Here is a 17,872-nt window from a genome sequence, read left to right as displayed (position 1 = left end):
AGGGAAGGTACTGCGAGCCGACGGGCCCGCAGCATGCTCTCGGTATATTTATAAGAGCTTTAAATAAGATCAGGAGTTATCAGATTTACGGCCTCCGCCGTGACTGTTCTGTCCCCCTTTCTTACCCGCTTCAGATGCGCGTTGCGGATCGTTTTTGAAATTACCGCCGCTGTGCTGGCCGCCTTTACGTCCAGCTTCTGATGCTTTCTCACGGTCTTCAGCGAAATTACCGGAACCACCACGATGTTGCTCTGCCATATATCAACCCTCATGTTGCGTTTATGTCAGGAGATACGATAAGTAATTCGTATCAGTTGTCGTTCAGGAATTAACATTAGTCGTTATGTGAGAAGAGTCAAATTTCCTGTCTGGGTTGTTTTGCGCTATTTCCAGAGGGGCGGGGAAAATACCGCTTCGTTATGGCTTTTGAAAATCGGAAGTAAATCCATTGCTTAGAGGGAAATAACTTGGCTCGTTAGGAATCCGCTTAGCTAATAATCTTAATGTGAACGCGGCGAGAATTATTACAAGAATTGACGTAGCGCAAAAATATATCTTGCTGACCAGCGTCTTTTTATTCGGAATAGTCTTAAGTGAGAAGCGAAATAACGAGTCGAAAACAACGTGTCCGAACGACGTTTTTGACGTGGTCAGCCGGAACGGGTGAGGGTATGCTGCATTTGTCACCACAATAATTACAGAGGCAATGTCATGGATCAGGAGCTACTGGATGCGGGATACCGGGCCTACACCGGTGAGAAAATCGATGTCTACTTCAACACCGGGATCTGCAAACACTCGGGCAACTGCGTGCGCGGCAGCGCGGCGCTGTTCGACCTGAAGCGTAAACCGTGGATCGCACCGGATGAAGTGGATGCAGAAACTGTCGTACGCGTAATTGATACCTGCCCGAGCGGTGCGCTGAAGTACCGCCAAAAATAAGCGAGGAACCATGGATATTCTTGAAGGCCATAACAAGTTTTACGTCAACGACGCCGAAGGCAATCAGGTGGCGGAGATCGTCTTTGTCCCGACCGGCGAGCATTTGAGTATTATCGAGCACACCGATGTGGATCCGAGCCTGAAAGGGCAGGGTGTGGGTAAGCAGCTGGTGGCAAAAGTGGTGGAGAAGATGCGCGGTGAGAGCCGTAAAATTATCCCGCTGTGCCCGTTTGCGAAGCATGAATTTGATAACACGCGGGAGTATGACGATATTCGGGCGTGATTTTCTGGCTAAGATGCTCTTTGGTATAGCAGTAGAATTGTTCCGTTCACTACAGCATCTTTGCTATCTGAAACGCCCGCTGCGGTGAACGTGTTAAGGGGGCTACCGCCGCCCCCTTAACAATCCCGGCTCCCGGCAGGAAAATCGCCGCTTCGCGGTGCCCTCATCTTATTCCTTATGGCTTATCGGGGACGGGCGGAGGTAACGTCCATGTAAAGCCGCCCTCGACGCGCATCCATGCGCGTCGCCCCGGCCTCCAGGAAACGATTCGGCGATTTTCAGCCGGACAAATGCCTCCTCCAGCTTCTTCACTGCCTGAATGGGGCAGGGGTGTTGAGTCCCCGCTAAAATCGGCGAGCCGGAGACTGGATGACAAGGGCTGGGCGCCATGGATGGCGACCAGAGGCGAATCGAGACAGGATGTCGAGTTGAGCCGACCGCAGGCAGACTGTCGGGAGGTGAGCGCAGTGCGAAGCACCGATTTTCCGCGGGGCCGCGGGGATTGATAAGGGGGCCGCGGTGGCCCCCTTATCCCGTTCACAGGTTGAGGGGTTAAAATTAACAACTAACCGTAAGGTGAACGGAAAAACTACGTACTCAACCGACAAACATCACCGACACGCACAGCACGCCAACAATCAGCGTCAGCAGGTTGCCGATGGAGCGGTACGGTTTTAGCGACGGGATCAGGTACGTCGACAGCGTCGGCATGATGAACAGGATCATGGCGATAAGCGGACCGCTGATGGCGTAAATCATCGAAATCGCGTTCGGATTGATGCAGCAGACCGCAAAGGTAATCAACGACACGCCAAGAATGGAAACGGCGCGGTTAAAGGCGCGGCTTTTCTTCACCCCCACCTGATTCAGCGACGACCTCACAATCTCCGTTGCCCCTTCAATCACGCCAAAATAGGTGCCGAGGAACGATTTCGACATCGCAATAATCGCCACGATAATGCCGGAAATGCCCAGCCATGCCGGGGACGACGGCATCATCGACAGCGCAGACAGGATCGTCACTCCTTCCTCTTTTGCCGCCACGATATAGGACGGTGGAATCGAAAGCAGGCAGCTGAAGACAAAGAACAGCACGCTAAGGCAGATGATCAGGTACGCCACTTTCATGATTTTTTTGCATTTACCCATGGCCTCTTCACCGTATTTCTCGCGACGGTCTACGGCAAACGTCGAGATAATCGGGGTATGGCTAAAGGCGAAAACCATCACCGGTATGGAAATCCACACCTGATGCAGCGTGTGCCGATCGACGGCCATCTGGCTGGTCAGCAGCGACGGCTGCCAGCTGCCCGTCAGGTACAGCGAGACAAACAGGAAATAGGCAATCAGCGGGAAGACCAGGAATCCCATCACCTTAATGGTAATGTGCCGCCCCATCAGGAAGATGAGGTTCAGGATCAGCACCACGCCAAAGCTCACCAGCATCCGCACGCCGGTATCCACCGTCATCCGTTTCGCCAGCTGCTCAGTGAGCGAGTTGGTTATCGCCACCGCGTAAATCAGCACCACCACAAAGAAGGCCACAAAATAGAGCGTGGTGATCAGGTTGCCGATCTTTTTACCGTAGTAGTGGGTCACGGCACCGGTGATCCCTTCGCTGCCTTTCGTTTTCGATGACAGAATGAACTGCGCCAGCGCCTTGTGCGGCCAGTAGGTTAAGGGATACGCCACAAGGGCGGTGATCAGCAGGACAATCGCGCCAGCAGAGCCGAGCTGAATGGGCAAGAACAGGGTTCCTGCGCCCACGGCAGTGCCGTAGAGGGCGAAACTCCAGAGAGTCTCTTCTTTTGACCAAATTTTCGACATTAGAGCAACGTATCAACTATAAAACGAACAAAAAGGAGTGCAATTTACCATAATTATGCGTTGAGGTCGCCGTTGCTTCGCAGGTGAAGGGCCGGAGAACGCCTCCGGCCCGAGGATCATTCGCTTGCCAGCGCGCGTCGCTGCTGGCGGCGCTTGATGATTTTCTCCCGCAGAGTGTCGTACGCCCAGTTGTAGAACATGGTGTACGGCAGGAAGAACAGGAAGAAACCAATTTCCAGCGTGAATGCCTGAAGCAGCGTCACTCCGAGCACGGCGGCAACGATGGTCACACCAATCACGATAAAGCCGCATTCAAAACCCAGCGCATGCAGGGCGCGCACTTTCGCCGTGCGCTTCACCCGCTGTACGGGCCAGAAACGGTCGAAGCCAAAGTTGTAGATAATGTTCCAGAGCATTGCCGTGGTCGCCAGAATAATGGTGAGCCCACCCATTTCCAGCACCGAGCGCTGCATGAGCCACGCGGCCGTCGGGGCGAGGATCGCCGTAGCAATGCCTTCAAAACAGACGGCGTGGAAGATCCGCTCCGGCAATTTACGTTGGAGTGCATCCTGATGTTGCATAGTTACCTCATGAATTCGCCAGCAGGGGCATGAATGGCGCCTATTTTTATCGCTTAAGGTGATATATAAAAGATGGTATCCATCGATAAAGTAGATACATCATGCGTTATTCTCCCGAAGCCCTGACCGCGTTTGTTGAAACCGTCGCCGCTGGTTCGTTTTCCGCTGCGGCCCGACGGCTGCGCAAAAGCCAGTCCACCATCAGCACCTCCATCGCCAACCTTGAAGCTGACCTGGGGTTTGAGCTGTTCGACCGTTCGGCGCGTCACCCGGTGTTAACCGCCCAGGGTGAACAGGTGCTGGGCTATGTCCAGTCGATCCTCGCTGCCAGCGCGCGCCTCGACGAGCTGGCCGTATCCTTAACGGCGCAAACGGAGGCGCGTTTTACCTTTGTTCTCTCCGATACGCTCAACCCGGCCGTGCTGGAAGAGATGATGAGCCAGTTCGACCGGCGTTTCCCGCACACGGAATTCGAGTGTCTGATTGGGGAAGAGGAAGACGTGATTGACCTGCTGCAAAAGGAGCGGGCGCAAATTGGCCTGACGGAAGCGCGCGACAGCTACCCGACCGATATTGGCGCGACCCGTCTGCCCGTGCAAACGCGGATGGCTATCTACGTCTCTGCCGGACATCCGCTGGCTGCGCAGCATGAGACGCAGGCGGACGAGCTGCACGGCTGGCGCGAGCTGCGGCTGAGTACCTATCTCGAACGGGAAGCCACCCTTGCGCGCGGGCCGGTCTGGTCCGCGCCGAATTACCTGTTACTGTTGAGCATGGCGGTACAGGGCTTTGGCTGGTGCGCATTGCCCTGCGCGCTGGTGGATGAATTTGCTGCATCGAAATCGCTGGTTCAGCTGAACGTGCCGGGCTGGCCGAGGTCGATTGCTATCGATCTGTTATGGAACAAACGCACCCCGCCCGGCGTCGCCGGAAGCTGGCTGCGCCAGTACTTGCAGGACGCACGCTAATCCTGTGACTAAACTCACTAATTTTAAACATTTGCGTCAATTGTTGATAACAATCCTCTACTATCGTCATGTCATTTTGCACAGAGGTCGTGATGAAAGATGTCGTTATAGTGGGTGCGTTACGTACGGCTATCGGCTGTTTTCAGGGAGCGCTTGCGCGTCACTCTGCGGTTGATCTTGGCAGCGTGGTGGTAAAAGCGCTGGTAGAACGCAGCGGGATTGCCGCACATGAAATTGATGAGGTGATCCTGGGCCAGGTGCTGACCGCGGGCGCGGGACAAAACCCTGCGCGTCAGGCGGCGCTGAAGGGCGGCCTGCCTAACACCGTTTCGGCGATCACCATCAACGACGTCTGTGGATCAGGTCTGAAGGCGCTCCATCTTGCGACGCAGGCCATCCAGTGCGGTGAAGCGGACGTGGTCATTGCCGGCGGGCAGGAGAACATGAGCCGCGCTCCGCACGTGCTGACCGACAGCCGGACCGGCGCGCAGCTCGGAAACAGCCAGCTGCTCGACAGTCTGGTTCACGACGGGCTGTGGGACGCCTTTAACGATTACCACATGGGCGTGACGGCGGAGAACCTGGCGCGGGAATACGGTATCAGCCGCGAGCTTCAGGACGCGTATGCCCTCAGCTCGCAGCAAAAAGCGCGCGCGGCGATCGATTCCGGGCGCTTTCGCGATGAAATTGTCCCGGTCAGCACCCTGCGCCAGAACGGCGAAGCGCTCATCGTGGATACCGACGAGCAGCCGCGCACCGATGCCAGCGCGGAAGGGCTGGCAAAACTCGATCCCGCCTTCGAAACGCTGGGTTCTGTGACGGCAGGCAACGCCTCTTCCATCAACGACGGTGCGGCGGCGGTGATGATGATGAGTGAAAGCAAAGCCCAGGAGCTGGATCTGCCGGTGCTGGCGCGCATCAAGGCGTTTGCCAGCGTGGGCGTTGATCCGGCGTTAATGGGGATTGCGCCGGTCTATGCCACGCGCCGCTGTCTGGAGCGGGCGGGCTGGCAGCTGAGCGACGTGGATCTGATTGAAGTCAACGAAGCCTTTGCTGCACAGGCAATCTCGGTCGGGAAAATGCTGGAATGGGATCCGCTGCGGGTCAACGTTAACGGCGGGGCGATCGCACTGGGTCATCCCATTGGCGCTTCTGGCTGCCGTATTCTGGTGTCTTTAGTCCACGAAATGAAAAAGCGTAACGCCCGAAAAGGAATTGCAACCCTCTGCATTGGCGGAGGGCAAGGGGTGGCGCTGGCTATCGAACGGTAATTTCCCTCTCTGCACACAACAAGCCTCCCTACGGGAGGTTTTTTTATCCCGCTGAATCCTTTTTTAACGCTTTTGCGTTCTTTCTGAAGCCCGCAATATTCATTGCGCGGTTAATTATTCGCATTGCGAAGTGTTTAGTGTGATCTCACTCCTGGAATTTACGCGTAATACGCCTTTTTTGTTGATGGGGTTCACGTCGATCTTTGCCAAAAAAAATGAAACAAATAATTTCGATCTTTGTCACTAAAATAACGGTGCATAAAAAATAAACTCAAGTTTCATAAAAACGAAACAATATTTTAATTGAGGGTTTATTCATGTTTAAAAAATCTCTGGTCCTTGCCTCTCTTATTTCCAGCACGTTTTCGGCCCACGCTGTGACCGTCGATCTACGTCACGAATATATCGACAGCGGCTCGAATGCCGACCGTGTTGCCGTCTCGCATCGCTTTGATAATGGCTTCGGTTTTTCCGTTGAAGCGAAGTGGAAATCCGGCGGTGACAAGGCGGATCAGCCTTTTGCCGACGTGGTGGGGAACGGTCATGAAGATCAGATTAGCTGGCGCTGGAAAGCGACGGACAATATCGCCCTGACCCCTGCGTTTACGATTGAAAGTACAGACAGCCGCACCATTTATAAACCGAATCTGCATGTGCAATATAGCTTCGATAATGGTTTCTACGTCGCCGCGCGTTACCGTTACGAATATACCCGCTACCCGTCAAGCTCAAATAAGGACGATGATAAAGTTAACCGTGGTGATGCGTGGGTCGGTTGGGTATTAGGTGACTGGCGTACCGAGCTGAATTATGTTTACGCGAAAAGCGCTGAAGGGATGGCCCGAAATAACAATAAAGATTATTCCAACGAATATAACGCCAAGCTGGCCTATAAATGGGATAAAAACTGGGCACCGTATGTTGAGGTGGGTAACGTGGGGGTTAAAGAGACCGACGAACGACAGACCCGCTTCCGTGCAGGCGTGGCGTATTCCTTCTGATAATCCACCTTCTTCGCTAAAAACCGCCGGGTGGCGCTTACGCTTACCCGGCCTACAACTCTGATAATCCACCTTCTTCGCAACAAAAAGCCCTCCGAATCGGAGGGCAAGGCCAGTTACAGAAACACTTACTCAAGTCAGGCATGCAACATTTCAGGTTGCTCGGGGAGTTTCGCGATATAGAGGGCCGGTTTGCCGTCTTTATCGGAACTGTACAGCACCGCTTTTTCGTCCGGCGTAAAGGACGGATGCGGGTGGGTTACCTGGCGGCTGTTCGCCACCGTAGCCCAGGAGGTGTCATGACGGGCGATGCGGAAAAACGCTTTCTTCGCCACGTCAAAGGCATACAGATAAGGATCGTTATCAATGGTGTAGCCGCCGGTGTCTTTCACATCGACAGGCGTGCCGGAACCGTCGCCGACGAGCAGGGTGCCGTCAAAATTGCTCATCAGGTGCGAGCAGGCGGGCATGTTCATTACCGCTTCATTAATGCCGGTGTCCGGGTTGAAGCGGGAGATGGTGCGGCCCTGCTGGCCCTTCAGATAAGAGACGTAGATCAGCGCGGAGCCGTCCGGCACCCAAAATTCATGCGTACAGCTTTCACCTTCCGCGTGCGTCTTCACTTTCCGCACGTTGCTGCCGTCTTCGTTGACCAGCCACATGCGGGCGTCAACCAGGTCATGCGGCCCTTCATGACAGAAGGCCACGGTATTGTCATCGAACGGACGATAAATGGGATGCCCCAGCCAGATCTTCTCGTCATGAATGGTGGTGCTTTCACCCGTTTTCAGATCAACGCGCAGCAGGCGGCAGTGCGGCCCTTTGTGGAAAAAGTCGTGGAAAATTTTCCAGTCGTTGAGCGGGGTCCAGTCTCGTTTTGCAATTTCAATGCCCACCAGCCTGGTGCAGTCGCTGTTCGCAACCCAGGTACCGTAGCCGACCCACTCTTCCGGGACGCGGTACACTTCACGCTCCGCCAGCGTCTGTAAATCCACCTCCAGCAGGGTGCGATCGTTCTTCACATAGTAGAAGGATTTATCGTCCGGGGAGAGGAAGCCGCCAAAGGTGTTATCCCCCGCGCCTTCAGTTAACTGCACCGCTTCGGCGTTTTTCAGGTCCAGCAGGTAATAGTTCCAGTGACCGTCGAACTCCCCGGCGAACAGCAGATGGCTGCCATCGTTAAAGAAGCACTTCTGGTAAAAGTAGTTGCGATGACAGGTTACTTCCGGTGGGGTCAGGCGGGTGACTTCCACGCCTGTATCCGGATCGCGGCTGACCTCGTAGTTCAGCTTGACCCGCATACCTTTAGCCATAATGCACTCCTTTGAACGCGAATTGTGGGTTGAAAACTGGGTGTTAAATTATCAAAACAATGTTTCATTATGTGTGACTGACAGCGCAATTTATCAGTTTCATGGATAAGAAGACCGTCCTGATAGATTTATCGTGATCGAAACACCATTTCCGGCATAAACATGCAGAAAAAATGAAACGATGTTTTAAATGCAATTGAAAAGCGCTGTGGCAGGGGATAATATGTGCTCATCACGAAAACGGAACGTTGTTTCGTTAATTATCTTTGCCTTCGGGCACGATCCATTCTGGAGGTTGATGTGGAAGTCAGACAAAGCATCCACAGCGCGCACGCAAAAACGCTGGATACCCAGGGGCTGCGCGGTGAGTTTTTAGTTGAGCAGGTGTTCGAAGCCGATAAGTACACCATGGTCTACAGCCATATTGACCGCATTATTGTGGGCGGGATTATGCCGGTGGCGAACACCGTCTCTGTGGGCGGTGAAGTGGGCAAACAGCTGGGCGTGAGCTACTTCCTTGAACGCCGCGAGCTGGGCGTGATTAACATCGGCGGGCCGGGCACCATTACCGTCGATGGTCAGTGCTACGAGATCGGCCACCGCGACGCACTGTACGTCGGTAAAGGCGCAAAAGAAGTGGTCTTTGCCAGCGTCGACGCCAGCAAACCGGCGAAGTTCTACTACAACTGCGCCCCGGCACACACCCACTACCCAACCAAAAAAGTGACGCCTGCGGACGTTTCCCCGGTGACCCTTGGCGATAACCTCACCAGCAACCGTCGCACCATCAACAAATACTTCGTTCCGGACGTGCTGGAAACCTGCCAGTTGAGCATGGGGCTGACCGAGCTTGCGCCGGGCAACCTCTGGAACACCATGCCGTGCCATACCCACGAGCGCCGCATGGAAGTCTACTTCTATTTTAACATGGATGAAGATGCCTGCGTGTTCCACATGATGGGACAGCCGCAGGAAACGCGCCATATCGTTATGCATAACGAGCAGGCGGTCATTTCGCCGAGCTGGTCTATCCACTCTGGCGTGGGGACGAAAGCCTATACCTTCATCTGGGGTATGGTCGGTGAAAACCAGGTCTTCGATGATATGGACCACGTCGCTGTTAAGGATCTGCGCTAGCCGCAGGCAGTTAAGCATAAATCTGCCTGTTGGTGACAGGCGCTGAACGATTAAGGAACAAACATGATTCTGGATGCATTTTCTCTGCAAGGTAAAGTGGCTGTCGTTTCCGGTTGTGATACCGGGCTGGGGCAGGGTATGGCGTTAGGCCTGGCGGAAGCGGGCTGTGATATCGTTGGGATTAACATCGTTGAGCCAACGGAAACCATCGAGCGCGTCACCGCGCTGGGCCGTCGTTTCCTGAGCCTGACCGCTGACCTGCGCAAAATCGACGGGATCCCTGAGCTGCTGGATCGCGCGGTGGCGGAGTTTGGTCATATCGATATTCTGGTTAACAACGCGGGCTTGATCCGTCGTGAAGACGCGATTAACTTCAGCGAAACGGACTGGGACGACGTCATGAACCTGAACATCAAGAGCGTGTTCTTTATGTCCCAGGCGGCGGCGAAGCACTTCATTGCGCAGGGTAAAGGCGGCAAAATCATCAATATCGCGTCGATGCTCTCCTTCCAGGGCGGCATTCGCGTGCCGTCTTACACCGCATCGAAGAGCGCGGTGATGGGCGTGACCCGTCTGCTGGCAAACGAGTGGGCGCAGCACAACATCAACGTCAACGCGATTGCGCCGGGCTACATGGCCACCAACAATACCCAGCAGCTGCGTGCGGATGAAGAGCGCAGCGCGGCAATCCTGGAGCGTATTCCAGCGGGTCGCTGGGGTCTGCCGAGCGATCTGATGGGGCCGGTTGTGTTCCTGGCGTCCCCGGCATCGGATTACATTAACGGCTACACCGTTGCCGTCGACGGCGGCTGGCTGGCACGTTAATTCATCCTGAATAAAGAACCTCTGCCCTCGGGTGGAGGTTTTTTTTACGCCAAAATTGCCTTTATCCATATCCTTAAAGATGAAAAATCCATACTGAAAAGGAATGGATGACGGGTATCACACATTTATTGCTTAGATATTAACTAATTAATAAAAAATAAGGATAAATCGCCCTGATTTGAAATTGTAATGTCCATCACAGATCGGTATGTCGTAGCGAAAAAATCCATATCTTCACCAGTTCCGACCTGACACTTTCTTCCGGTATCTCGTAATTTCACTTAACGAATTTCGCTGTTGAGGCAGGAAACTATGACATCAATAAATGACTCTACCCTTATGCCCGCTGCGTTGCGCGATACCCGACGCATGAACCAGTTTGTTTCTGTTGCGGCTGCCGTCGCCGGTTTATTGTTTGGCCTGGATATTGGCGTTATCGCCGGCGCGCTGCCCTTTATTACCGATCACTTTACGTTAAGTAATCGCCTGCAAGAGTGGGTGGTGAGCAGCATGATGCTGGGCGCGGCCATCGGCGCGCTCTTTAACGGCTGGCTGTCATTCCGCCTCGGGCGCAAATACAGCCTGATGGTTGGGGCGATCCTGTTCGTTGCCGGCTCCATTGGCTCGGCGTTCGCCACCAACGTTGAAGTGCTGCTGCTGTCCCGCGTGCTGCTGGGCGTCGCGGTGGGTATTGCCTCCTACACCGCGCCGCTTTATCTCTCGGAAATGGCGAGCGAAAACGTGCGCGGGAAGATGATCAGCATGTATCAGCTGATGGTGACGCTCGGTATCGTGCTGGCGTTTCTGTCGGATACGTACTTCAGCTACAGCGGTAACTGGCGGGCAATGCTTGGCGTGCTGGCGCTGCCTGCGTTGCTGCTGATTGTGTTAGTCATTTTCCTGCCGAACAGCCCGCGCTGGCTGGCGCAAAAAGGACGCCACGTGGAGGCGGAAGAGGTGCTGCGCATGCTGCGCGACACGTCTGAAAAAGCGCGTGAAGAGCTAAACGAAATCCGCGAAAGCCTGAAGCTGAAGCAGGGCGGCTGGTCCCTCTTTAAGGCTAACCGCAACGTGCGCCGCGCGGTGTTCCTCGGCATGCTGTTGCAGGCGATGCAGCAGTTTACGGGGATGAACATCATCATGTATTACGCCCCGCGCATCTTCAAAATGGCCGGTTTTACCACGACCGAACAGCAGATGATCGCCACGCTGGTGGTGGGGCTGACCTTTATGTTCGCGACCTTTATCGCGGTGTTCACCGTCGATAAGGCCGGACGTAAACCGGCGCTGAAAATTGGCTTTAGCGTGATGGCGCTCGGCACCCTGATCCTCGGCTACTGCCTGATGCAGTTTGATAACGGCACGGCGTCAAGCGGCCTCTCCTGGCTCTCCGTGGGCATGACCATGATGTGCATCGCGGGTTACGCAATGAGCGCCGCGCCGGTGGTGTGGATCCTGTGCTCGGAAATTCAGCCGCTGAAATGCCGCGACTTTGGGATCACCTGTTCCACCACCACTAACTGGGTGTCGAACATGATCATTGGCGCGACCTTCCTGACGCTGCTGGATGCAATTGGCGCGGCAGGTACCTTCTGGCTTTATACGGTACTGAACGTGGCGTTTATCGGTGTGACCTTCTGGCTGATCCCGGAAACCAAAGGCGTGACCCTGGAACATATTGAACGCAAGCTGATGAAAGGGGAGAAATTACGTAATATCGGCGTGTAATATAATTGCCCGGTGGCGCTTCGCTTACCGGGCCTACGATACCGTGTAGGCCGGGTAAGCGAAGCGCCACCCGGCTTTGTGTTTACCGCATCGCACGTCTCAAAATACGCTCCGCCTGACGCTGGAAGTCGGCGGCCGTCTCTTCCACTGTTTTCTGGCCGTAGTCGATATACTGCAAAGAGGTACCGAACTGCGCCACAATCTGCGGATCGTCAAAGTATGGCGAGACGGTCAGTTTCGCCGGCAGCGACTGCGCCAGACGCAGGCCCGCCACGGAAGGGTCGTCCTCTTTTATGGTGCCGTCTTCGGTCAGATACTGTACCGCTACTTTGCTCAGCGGCACGCCGCGCTCCAGGCCCAGCGTATCGACCCCCTCCTTGCTGTTGAGCAGGAAGTTAATCAGCTTCGCCGCTGCTTCCGGGTTTTTGGTCGATTTACCGATCGACAGCATCTGGGCTGGCTTGAAGAACAGGCCCGCGTCGGTGGCGCCCGGCAGCATCGGATAACTGCCCAGCTCCAGTTTTGCCGGAGGCTTCAGGTTGTCGGAATATTTGTTAATAGTGGAGTTCCACATGTAGGTGCCGCCCCATTCACCCTGGATCCACGGCTTCATCTCATACATGTTGCTCTTACCGAACGAGGCATAGTATTTGGTGTCCGGCATGACGTGGCTGTCGATCAGCTTTTTGTAGGTCTGGAAGAACTCCACCCACTGTTCTTTCGTGTAGCTGAACTTTTTGGTTTTCTCATCCACCGCAGGAACGTTGTACTTCTGGATCATGTACGAGTTCAGCAGCGCCAGCGTATCCTGGTGCTCCAGGATGACCGGATAATACTGCTTGCCGAGCTTGCTCTCGAAGGTTTTACCGGCCGCCATCAGCTCATCCCAGGTTTTCGGGTAGGCAATACCCGCTTTTTTCCAGGTCTCGTCATTGAAGTAGAACACGCGCGCCGTCACTGAAATCGGAATGCCGTTCAGCTTGCCGTCCACGGTGGTGGTTTGCAGCTCTTTAGGATCGAACTGGGTTAAGTCGATCACGTCCTTCATCTTGTTCAGATCGTAGAAGCCGTCACCGGTTTTGGAGAAGATCGGCAGCCAGTTCCAGTTCGTCTGCATTACGTCCGGCTCGGTGCCGCCCGCAATCTGGGTGGTCAGACGGGAGAGGTGACCGTCCCAGCCGGTGTATTCCGCCTTCACGTTGATGTCCGGGTTCTGTTTATGGAACTCTTCCAGCGCTTTCAGGGTAACCTGGTGACGGCCATTGCCGCCCCACCAGGACATCCGTAAATCCACATTCTGCGCCATCGATGGCAAAGCGGTCAGGCCCAGGGTCGCGGAGATTGCTGCGCTTAAAAGCACTTTTTTCATTTTTATCACTCCATCAGAGAGAGAGGTTCTGTTCGGTTTTTGCGTCAAAAATATGACATTTGTTCATATCAAACGTGAAATACACCTTACGATGAAGCCCCTTATCAATCATTGGCTTAGCTTCATCGGACGGGATCCTGGCGGTCAGTTCGTAGTCCGCGACTTTCAGGTACACAAAGAATTCGTGGCCCATATTCTCAACGCGCACCATCTCCCCGCTACAGCCGCCGTTCGGGAATGGCGCGTCTGAAAGCGAGACAAACTCCGGGCGCACGCCGTAAAAAATCTCCTGACCTGCATAAGCGGCGACTTTCTCCTGCTTCTCCGCGTTCAGCGGCATGGTTTCATTGCCGATGGCGATGTGCAGCTGGCCCGCTTTTTCGATCAGCACGCTCCTGCGAATATTCATCTCCGGCGCGCCGATAAAGCCCGCCACGAACATGTTCTTCGGCTTGTGGTAGAGGTTGTCCGGCGTATCCACCTGCATGATGTGACCGAGCTTCATCACGCAGATGCGGTCGCCCATGGTCATCGCTTCGGTCTGGTCGTGGGTCACATAAACGGTGGTGGCCGGTTTTCCGGACTTCTTCAGCTGCTTGTGCAGGTCGGAAATACGAATGCGCATTGAGGCGCGCAGCTTGGCGTCGAGGTTTGAAAGCGGCTCATCGAACAGGAACACGTCCGGCTTTTTCACAATCGCACGGCCTACCGCTACGCGCTGCGCCTGGCCGCCGGAAAGCTGGCGCGGCAGACGGTCGAGCAGCTCTTCCAGCTCAAGAATTTTGGCGGCTTCATTCACCTGAGACTCAATCTGATCTTTCGGCAGCTTGCTCAGCTTGAGGCCAAAGGCCAGATTCTCGCGCACCGTCATGTGCGGATAGAGGGCGTAGTTCTGGAACACCATTGCAATACCGCGCTCCTTCGGCGCGAGGTTGTTCACGATCCGGTCGCCGATGCGCACCTCGCCGCCGCTGATGGTTTCCAGCCCCGCCAGCATGCGCAGGGTAGTGGATTTGGCGCAGCCGGATGGCCCGACGATCACCATGAATTCCCCTTCGGCGATTTTCAGATCGATAGCGTGTACCGCTTTAAAACCGTTGGAGTAGACCTTTTCCAGCTTGTTAAAAATGACTTCAGCCATGGTATTTCCCTCTTAACCTTTAATTCCGCTGCTGGTGACGCCCTGTACGAAGTAGCGCTGTGCCAGGAAGAAGACAATGATGGATGGCAGAATGGAGATGCTCGCCATTGCCAGAATTTCGTTCCACGGCGCGCCTTCGGTAACGTCGATGGACATTTTCAGCGCCAGTGCGATGGGGTATTTATCCACGCTGTAGACGTAAATCAGCGGCCCGATAAAGTCGTTCATGGACCACATAAACTGGAACAGGGCGACGGAGATAATGGCCGGCTTCAGGATCGGCACCACCACGTACCACAGCACCTGAATGGAGTTACAGCCGTCGATTTGCGCCGCCTCTTCCATGTCACGCGGGACGCCGCGCAGGAACTGGATCAGCATGAAAACAAAGAACCCCTGCGTGGCGAAGGCCAGCGGCAGATACAGCGGCATATAGCTGTTCAGCATGCCCATCTCACGGAACATCAGGTACTGCGGGATCAGCAGCACGGTGCTGGGCAGCAGCATGGTGGTGATGAGCGTGGCGAACCAGAACTTCTTCCACGGGATTTCGAAGCGGGCAAAGCCGTACGCCACGATGGTGGAGGAGATAATGGTCAGGATCACCTTCGGAATGACGTACTTAAAGGTATTCAGCATGTAATGGCCGAAGGTGTACTCGGTGCCGGTTTTCCAGCCGTTGACGAAGCCATCCCAGGTGGCGTGGGCGGGCCACAGGCTCAGTGTGGTGAAGATCTCGTGGTTCGGTTTGAATGACGCCGAGAACATCCATACCAGCGGGTAAAGCATCAGCAGGCCGACAAACAGCAGGATCGCGTAGCGAACGGTGGCGTTGATTTTCTCTCTGCGCAGCGTGCGGGCCACTTCGCGCTCCGCAACGCTTCTTGCCGTGGAAAGTTGTTGAATATCAGCCATTTTTGCCCCCTTTATCGGCGGAGTAGAACACCCAGTATTTCGACGACTTAAAGGCGATGCCGGCGAAGACGGCCACCACCAGGAATAGCACCCACGCCAGCGCCGCCCCGTAGCCCATATCGAAGTACTTGAACGCGGTGTCGTAGATGTAGAGCGAGAACAGGTAGGTGGAGTAGGTCGGCCCGCCGCCGGTGATCACGTACGGCCCGGTAAATTCCTGGAACGCCTGCGTGGTCTGCATGATGAAGTTGAAGAAGATCACCGGTGTAATCAGCGGCACGGTCACTTTCATGAACATTTGCCATTTAGACGCACCGTCGATCATCGCCGCTTCATACTGGGACTGCGGTACGTTTTGCAGCGCGGCCAGGAAGATGACCATCGCGGAACCGAACTGCCAGACGCGCAGCAGGGTAACGGACATCAGCGCCAGCGACGGTTCTCCCAGCCAGTTCACCGGGTCAAAACCCAATACGCCGATAAAGCTGTTCAGCAGGCCATCGATCGCAAATAAGGCGCGCCACAAGACGGCAATGGCGACGGAGCTGCCGAGGATCGACGGAATATAGTAGGCCGTACGGAAAAATCCGATGCCGCGTAATTTAAAGTTCAGGACAAAGGCAATCCCTAATGCAAAGGCGAGCTTCAACGGGATGGTCAGAAATACGTAGGCAAAGGTCACGCCCATGGATTTCCAGAAGAGCGTGTCTTCGGTAAACATATAGCGATAGTTTTCGATGCCGTTAAACACCGGCGGGCTCATCAAATCGTAATCCGTAAAGCTGAGGAAAAACGACGAGACGAAGGGGAATGCCGTAAAGAGTATCAACCCGATGATGTAGGGTGATATCCATGCGAGCCCCAGCAGCTTGTTTTCATTCATACATACCTACCTGGCAATCAATGGTTTAATACGGAATCTGCTTTGTTACATTTTCTCAGGCCCGCACTGCGCGGCATGAGAGAGGAAATTCAGAGTGCAATGTCGGGTGGTGGCAAAACAGTAGATTGTTTTTTAACGTTTTTTATTTTTCGTTATTGCCGGGAACGCTTTGGGTTTTAAAAGAGCTGAACCGGCGTTCTTGGATACTAAAACATCGTTTTATTTTATATTATTGCGATTTATTTCTGCGTCATGCGCTTAATGGTGGAAATGTGATCGGCGTCGAAACGCTGTTTCAATATAGTGAGGGAGGTGGCATTTTTGACTTTTCACGGACGATCGCCGCGGGCACTGACGAGGGGATAGGAGGCAAAATCGGGAGCGGGAATAACAATAGTCACGCAGCGTGGCTAACTACCAGATCTGATAGCAGCTCTACAGATGTATCAATTCGGCATTCAGATAATTCTTACATTCTTGTATGATTTGTTACACCGGAACCAGTCAGGCAGAATTTCACTGCATCCCTAAAAGAAGAACAGTTATGTCAGCGATGGATTTCAAACAACATACGGATCTCAACTTTCCTCAATATGCTCCCCCGGCGGTCAGCGCTAAAGAAATAGATCTTCTGGGTCTGCTGGACGTCCTGCTGGCAGCAAAAAAACGCATCGTCACCATTGTGTTCGCATTTGCACTGGTCGGCCTGGCAATCGCCTTCCTGATACCGCAAAAGTGGACCAGTAAAGCGGTCATTACGCCAGCGGAACAGACGCAGTGGAGCTCGCTGCGCCAGATGATGGTGGCGCTACAGGTGCTTGATGTGGATGTGAAAGTCACCCGTGCGGATGTGTTTAATCTGTTTATCAAAAAGTTTCAGTCCCAGTCCCTGCTTGAAGAGTACATGAAGAGCTCGCCTTACGTGATGGCTCAGCTCGATGGCGCCGAGGTTGACCCGCTGGAGCTGCACCGCGCGGTGGTCAATATTGCCGAAAAGATGAAGGCCATTGATAACACCCAGGAAAAGAATGCCGATAAAGCACCGTACCTCTCCTGGACGTTAAGCTTCACGGCCCCAACGGCAGAGGACGCGCAGAAGGTGCTGAACGGGTATATTCAGTACATCTCCCGCATCGTCGAGCAGGAGACCATGCAAAACATCCGCGATCAGCTGATCCTGAGAACCAAAACGGTTCAACAGCAGCTGGATCTGGATCGGGTTCGTCTGACCAATATCCACAATACCAACCTGCAACGCCTCAACTACTCGCTGGAAGTGGCGAACGCGGCAGGGATCAAAAAGCCGGTCTACAGCAATGGACAGGCAGTGAAAGACGATCCGGATTACTCCGTTGCGCTCGGCGCGGACGGGATTGCGCAGAAGTTGCAGATTGAAAAAAATCTGAAGGACGTTTCTGAGCTGAACGCCGATTTCCAGAACCGCGAATACTATCTGGCACAGCTGCAAAAACTCTCGTTCGAAGATGTGAGCCTGGAGCCATTCAAATACCAGCTTTCTCCTTCTATGCCGGTGAAAAAAGATGGTCCGGGCAAAGCCCTGATCGTGCTGCTGGCGTGTGTTTTGGGCGGACTGTTTGCCTGTGGCAGCGTGCTGCTGCGCGAGGCGATGAGCTCCCGCAACCCGCTGCCGGAACAGCTTCCTGAGCCGGTGACGGAGTAACATCAAA

At 54.4% G+C, this 17,872-nt stretch carries 17 protein-coding genes; 9 read left to right on the top strand and 8 right to left on the bottom strand.

Going from position 1 to position 17,872, the window contains the following annotated elements:
- Positions 1-69 precede the first annotated feature (69 nt).
- Positions 70-258: a general stress protein gene (locus INF58_RS02840; RefSeq protein ID WP_022651794.1), complete on the bottom strand. Its 189-nt coding sequence runs from the start codon at positions 256-258 to the stop codon at positions 70-72.
- A gap of 453 nt (positions 259-711) precedes the next feature.
- On the opposite strand from INF58_RS02840, the gene yjdI reads away from it, so the two are divergent.
- Together yjdI and INF58_RS02830 are read left to right on the top strand one after the other, a co-directional pair.
- Complete coding sequence (yjdI, locus tag INF58_RS02835; RefSeq protein ID WP_003862849.1) at positions 712-942, top strand: 4Fe-4S mono-cluster protein YjdI; 231 nt, start codon at positions 712-714, stop codon at positions 940-942.
- Positions 943-952: 10 nt separating this feature from the next.
- Positions 953-1,225 (top strand): GNAT family N-acetyltransferase, encoded by a 273-nt coding sequence (locus INF58_RS02830; RefSeq protein WP_063451963.1) that lies wholly within the window; start codon positions 953-955, stop codon positions 1,223-1,225.
- A gap of 597 nt (positions 1,226-1,822) precedes the next feature.
- On the opposite strand, the gene INF58_RS02825 is transcribed toward INF58_RS02830, so the two are convergent.
- Both INF58_RS02825 and INF58_RS02820 read right to left on the bottom strand, forming a co-directional pair.
- Positions 1,823-3,052: an amino acid permease gene (locus tag INF58_RS02825; RefSeq protein WP_063869224.1), complete on the bottom strand. Its 1,230-nt coding sequence runs from the start codon at positions 3,050-3,052 to the stop codon at positions 1,823-1,825.
- Positions 3,053-3,168: 116 nt separating this feature from the next.
- On the bottom strand, positions 3,169-3,633 hold the full coding sequence (locus INF58_RS02820) for a multidrug/biocide efflux PACE transporter (protein WP_193526959.1): 465 nt from the start codon (positions 3,631-3,633) through the stop codon (positions 3,169-3,171).
- Positions 3,634-3,734: 101 nt separating this feature from the next.
- Here INF58_RS02820 and INF58_RS02815 point away from each other — a divergent pair, with 101 nt between their 5' ends.
- From INF58_RS02815 to INF58_RS02805, 3 genes are all read left to right on the top strand, one after another.
- A complete protein-coding gene (locus INF58_RS02815) occupies positions 3,735-4,601 on the top strand; it encodes a LysR family transcriptional regulator (RefSeq protein WP_063869227.1) in 867 nt (288 codons plus the stop codon).
- Between the two features lie 92 nt (positions 4,602-4,693).
- Positions 4,694-5,872 carry an acetyl-CoA C-acetyltransferase gene (locus tag INF58_RS02810; RefSeq protein ID WP_063869230.1) on the top strand — a complete coding sequence of 393 codons (1,179 nt, stop codon included), beginning with the start codon at positions 4,694-4,696 and terminating at the stop codon, positions 5,870-5,872.
- A gap of 317 nt (positions 5,873-6,189) precedes the next feature.
- Positions 6,190-6,873 (top strand): oligogalacturonate-specific porin KdgM family protein, encoded by a 684-nt coding sequence (locus tag INF58_RS02805; protein WP_193526958.1) that lies wholly within the window; start codon positions 6,190-6,192, stop codon positions 6,871-6,873.
- Between the two features lie 137 nt (positions 6,874-7,010).
- Here INF58_RS02805 and INF58_RS02800 read toward each other — a convergent pair whose 3' ends face one another.
- Positions 7,011-8,186 carry an oligogalacturonate lyase family protein gene (locus tag INF58_RS02800; protein ID WP_063451958.1) on the bottom strand — a complete coding sequence of 392 codons (1,176 nt, stop codon included), beginning with the start codon at positions 8,184-8,186 and terminating at the stop codon, positions 7,011-7,013.
- Between the two features lie 300 nt (positions 8,187-8,486).
- On the opposite strand from INF58_RS02800, the gene kduI reads away from it, so the two are divergent.
- The 3 genes from kduI to INF58_RS02785 all read left to right on the top strand — a co-directional run bounded on the left by kduI (position 8,487) and on the right by INF58_RS02785 (position 11,876).
- A complete protein-coding gene (gene kduI / locus INF58_RS02795; RefSeq protein ID WP_063451957.1) occupies positions 8,487-9,323 on the top strand; it encodes a 5-dehydro-4-deoxy-D-glucuronate isomerase in 837 nt (278 codons plus the stop codon).
- A gap of 63 nt (positions 9,324-9,386) precedes the next feature.
- Positions 9,387-10,148 (top strand): 2-dehydro-3-deoxy-D-gluconate 5-dehydrogenase KduD, encoded by a 762-nt coding sequence (gene kduD / locus INF58_RS02790; protein WP_063451956.1) that lies wholly within the window; start codon positions 9,387-9,389, stop codon positions 10,146-10,148.
- Between the two features lie 312 nt (positions 10,149-10,460).
- A complete protein-coding gene (locus tag INF58_RS02785; RefSeq protein ID WP_063869238.1) occupies positions 10,461-11,876 on the top strand; it encodes a sugar porter family MFS transporter in 1,416 nt (471 codons plus the stop codon).
- An 82-nt stretch (positions 11,877-11,958) separates the two neighbouring features.
- On the opposite strand, the gene INF58_RS02780 is transcribed toward INF58_RS02785, so the two are convergent.
- The 4 genes from INF58_RS02780 to INF58_RS02765 are packed head-to-tail and all read right to left on the bottom strand — an operon-like array spanning position 11,959 to position 16,184.
- Positions 11,959-13,245, bottom strand: coding sequence for an ABC transporter substrate-binding protein (locus INF58_RS02780; RefSeq protein ID WP_063869240.1), 1,287 nt, complete (start codon positions 13,243-13,245; stop codon positions 11,959-11,961).
- Between the two features lie 13 nt (positions 13,246-13,258).
- Positions 13,259-14,386, bottom strand: coding sequence for an ABC transporter ATP-binding protein (locus INF58_RS02775; protein WP_063451953.1), 1,128 nt, complete (start codon positions 14,384-14,386; stop codon positions 13,259-13,261).
- A 12-nt stretch (positions 14,387-14,398) separates the two neighbouring features.
- Positions 14,399-15,301 carry a carbohydrate ABC transporter permease gene (locus INF58_RS02770; protein WP_063869246.1) on the bottom strand — a complete coding sequence of 301 codons (903 nt, stop codon included), beginning with the start codon at positions 15,299-15,301 and terminating at the stop codon, positions 14,399-14,401.
- Positions 15,294-16,184, bottom strand: a complete 891-nt coding sequence (locus INF58_RS02765; protein WP_063451951.1) for a carbohydrate ABC transporter permease — start codon at positions 16,182-16,184, stop codon at positions 15,294-15,296. The genes INF58_RS02770 and INF58_RS02765 overlap by 8 nt, the downstream gene beginning before the upstream one ends.
- Before the next feature lie 544 nt (positions 16,185-16,728).
- On the opposite strand from INF58_RS02765, the gene wzz(fepE) reads away from it, so the two are divergent.
- On the top strand, positions 16,729-17,865 hold the full coding sequence (wzz(fepE), locus tag INF58_RS02760; RefSeq protein ID WP_193526957.1) for an LPS O-antigen length regulator Wzz(fepE): 1,137 nt from the start codon (positions 16,729-16,731) through the stop codon (positions 17,863-17,865).
- Positions 17,866-17,872 lie beyond the last annotated feature (7 nt).

This window comes from Enterobacter cloacae complex sp. P24RS (assembly GCF_014982165.1).
Classification (GTDB): domain Bacteria; phylum Pseudomonadota; class Gammaproteobacteria; order Enterobacterales; family Enterobacteriaceae; genus Enterobacter; species Enterobacter quasihormaechei.
Note: the sequence above shows the minus strand (reverse complement) of the source record. Positions and strands in the feature narration are given on the sequence as shown.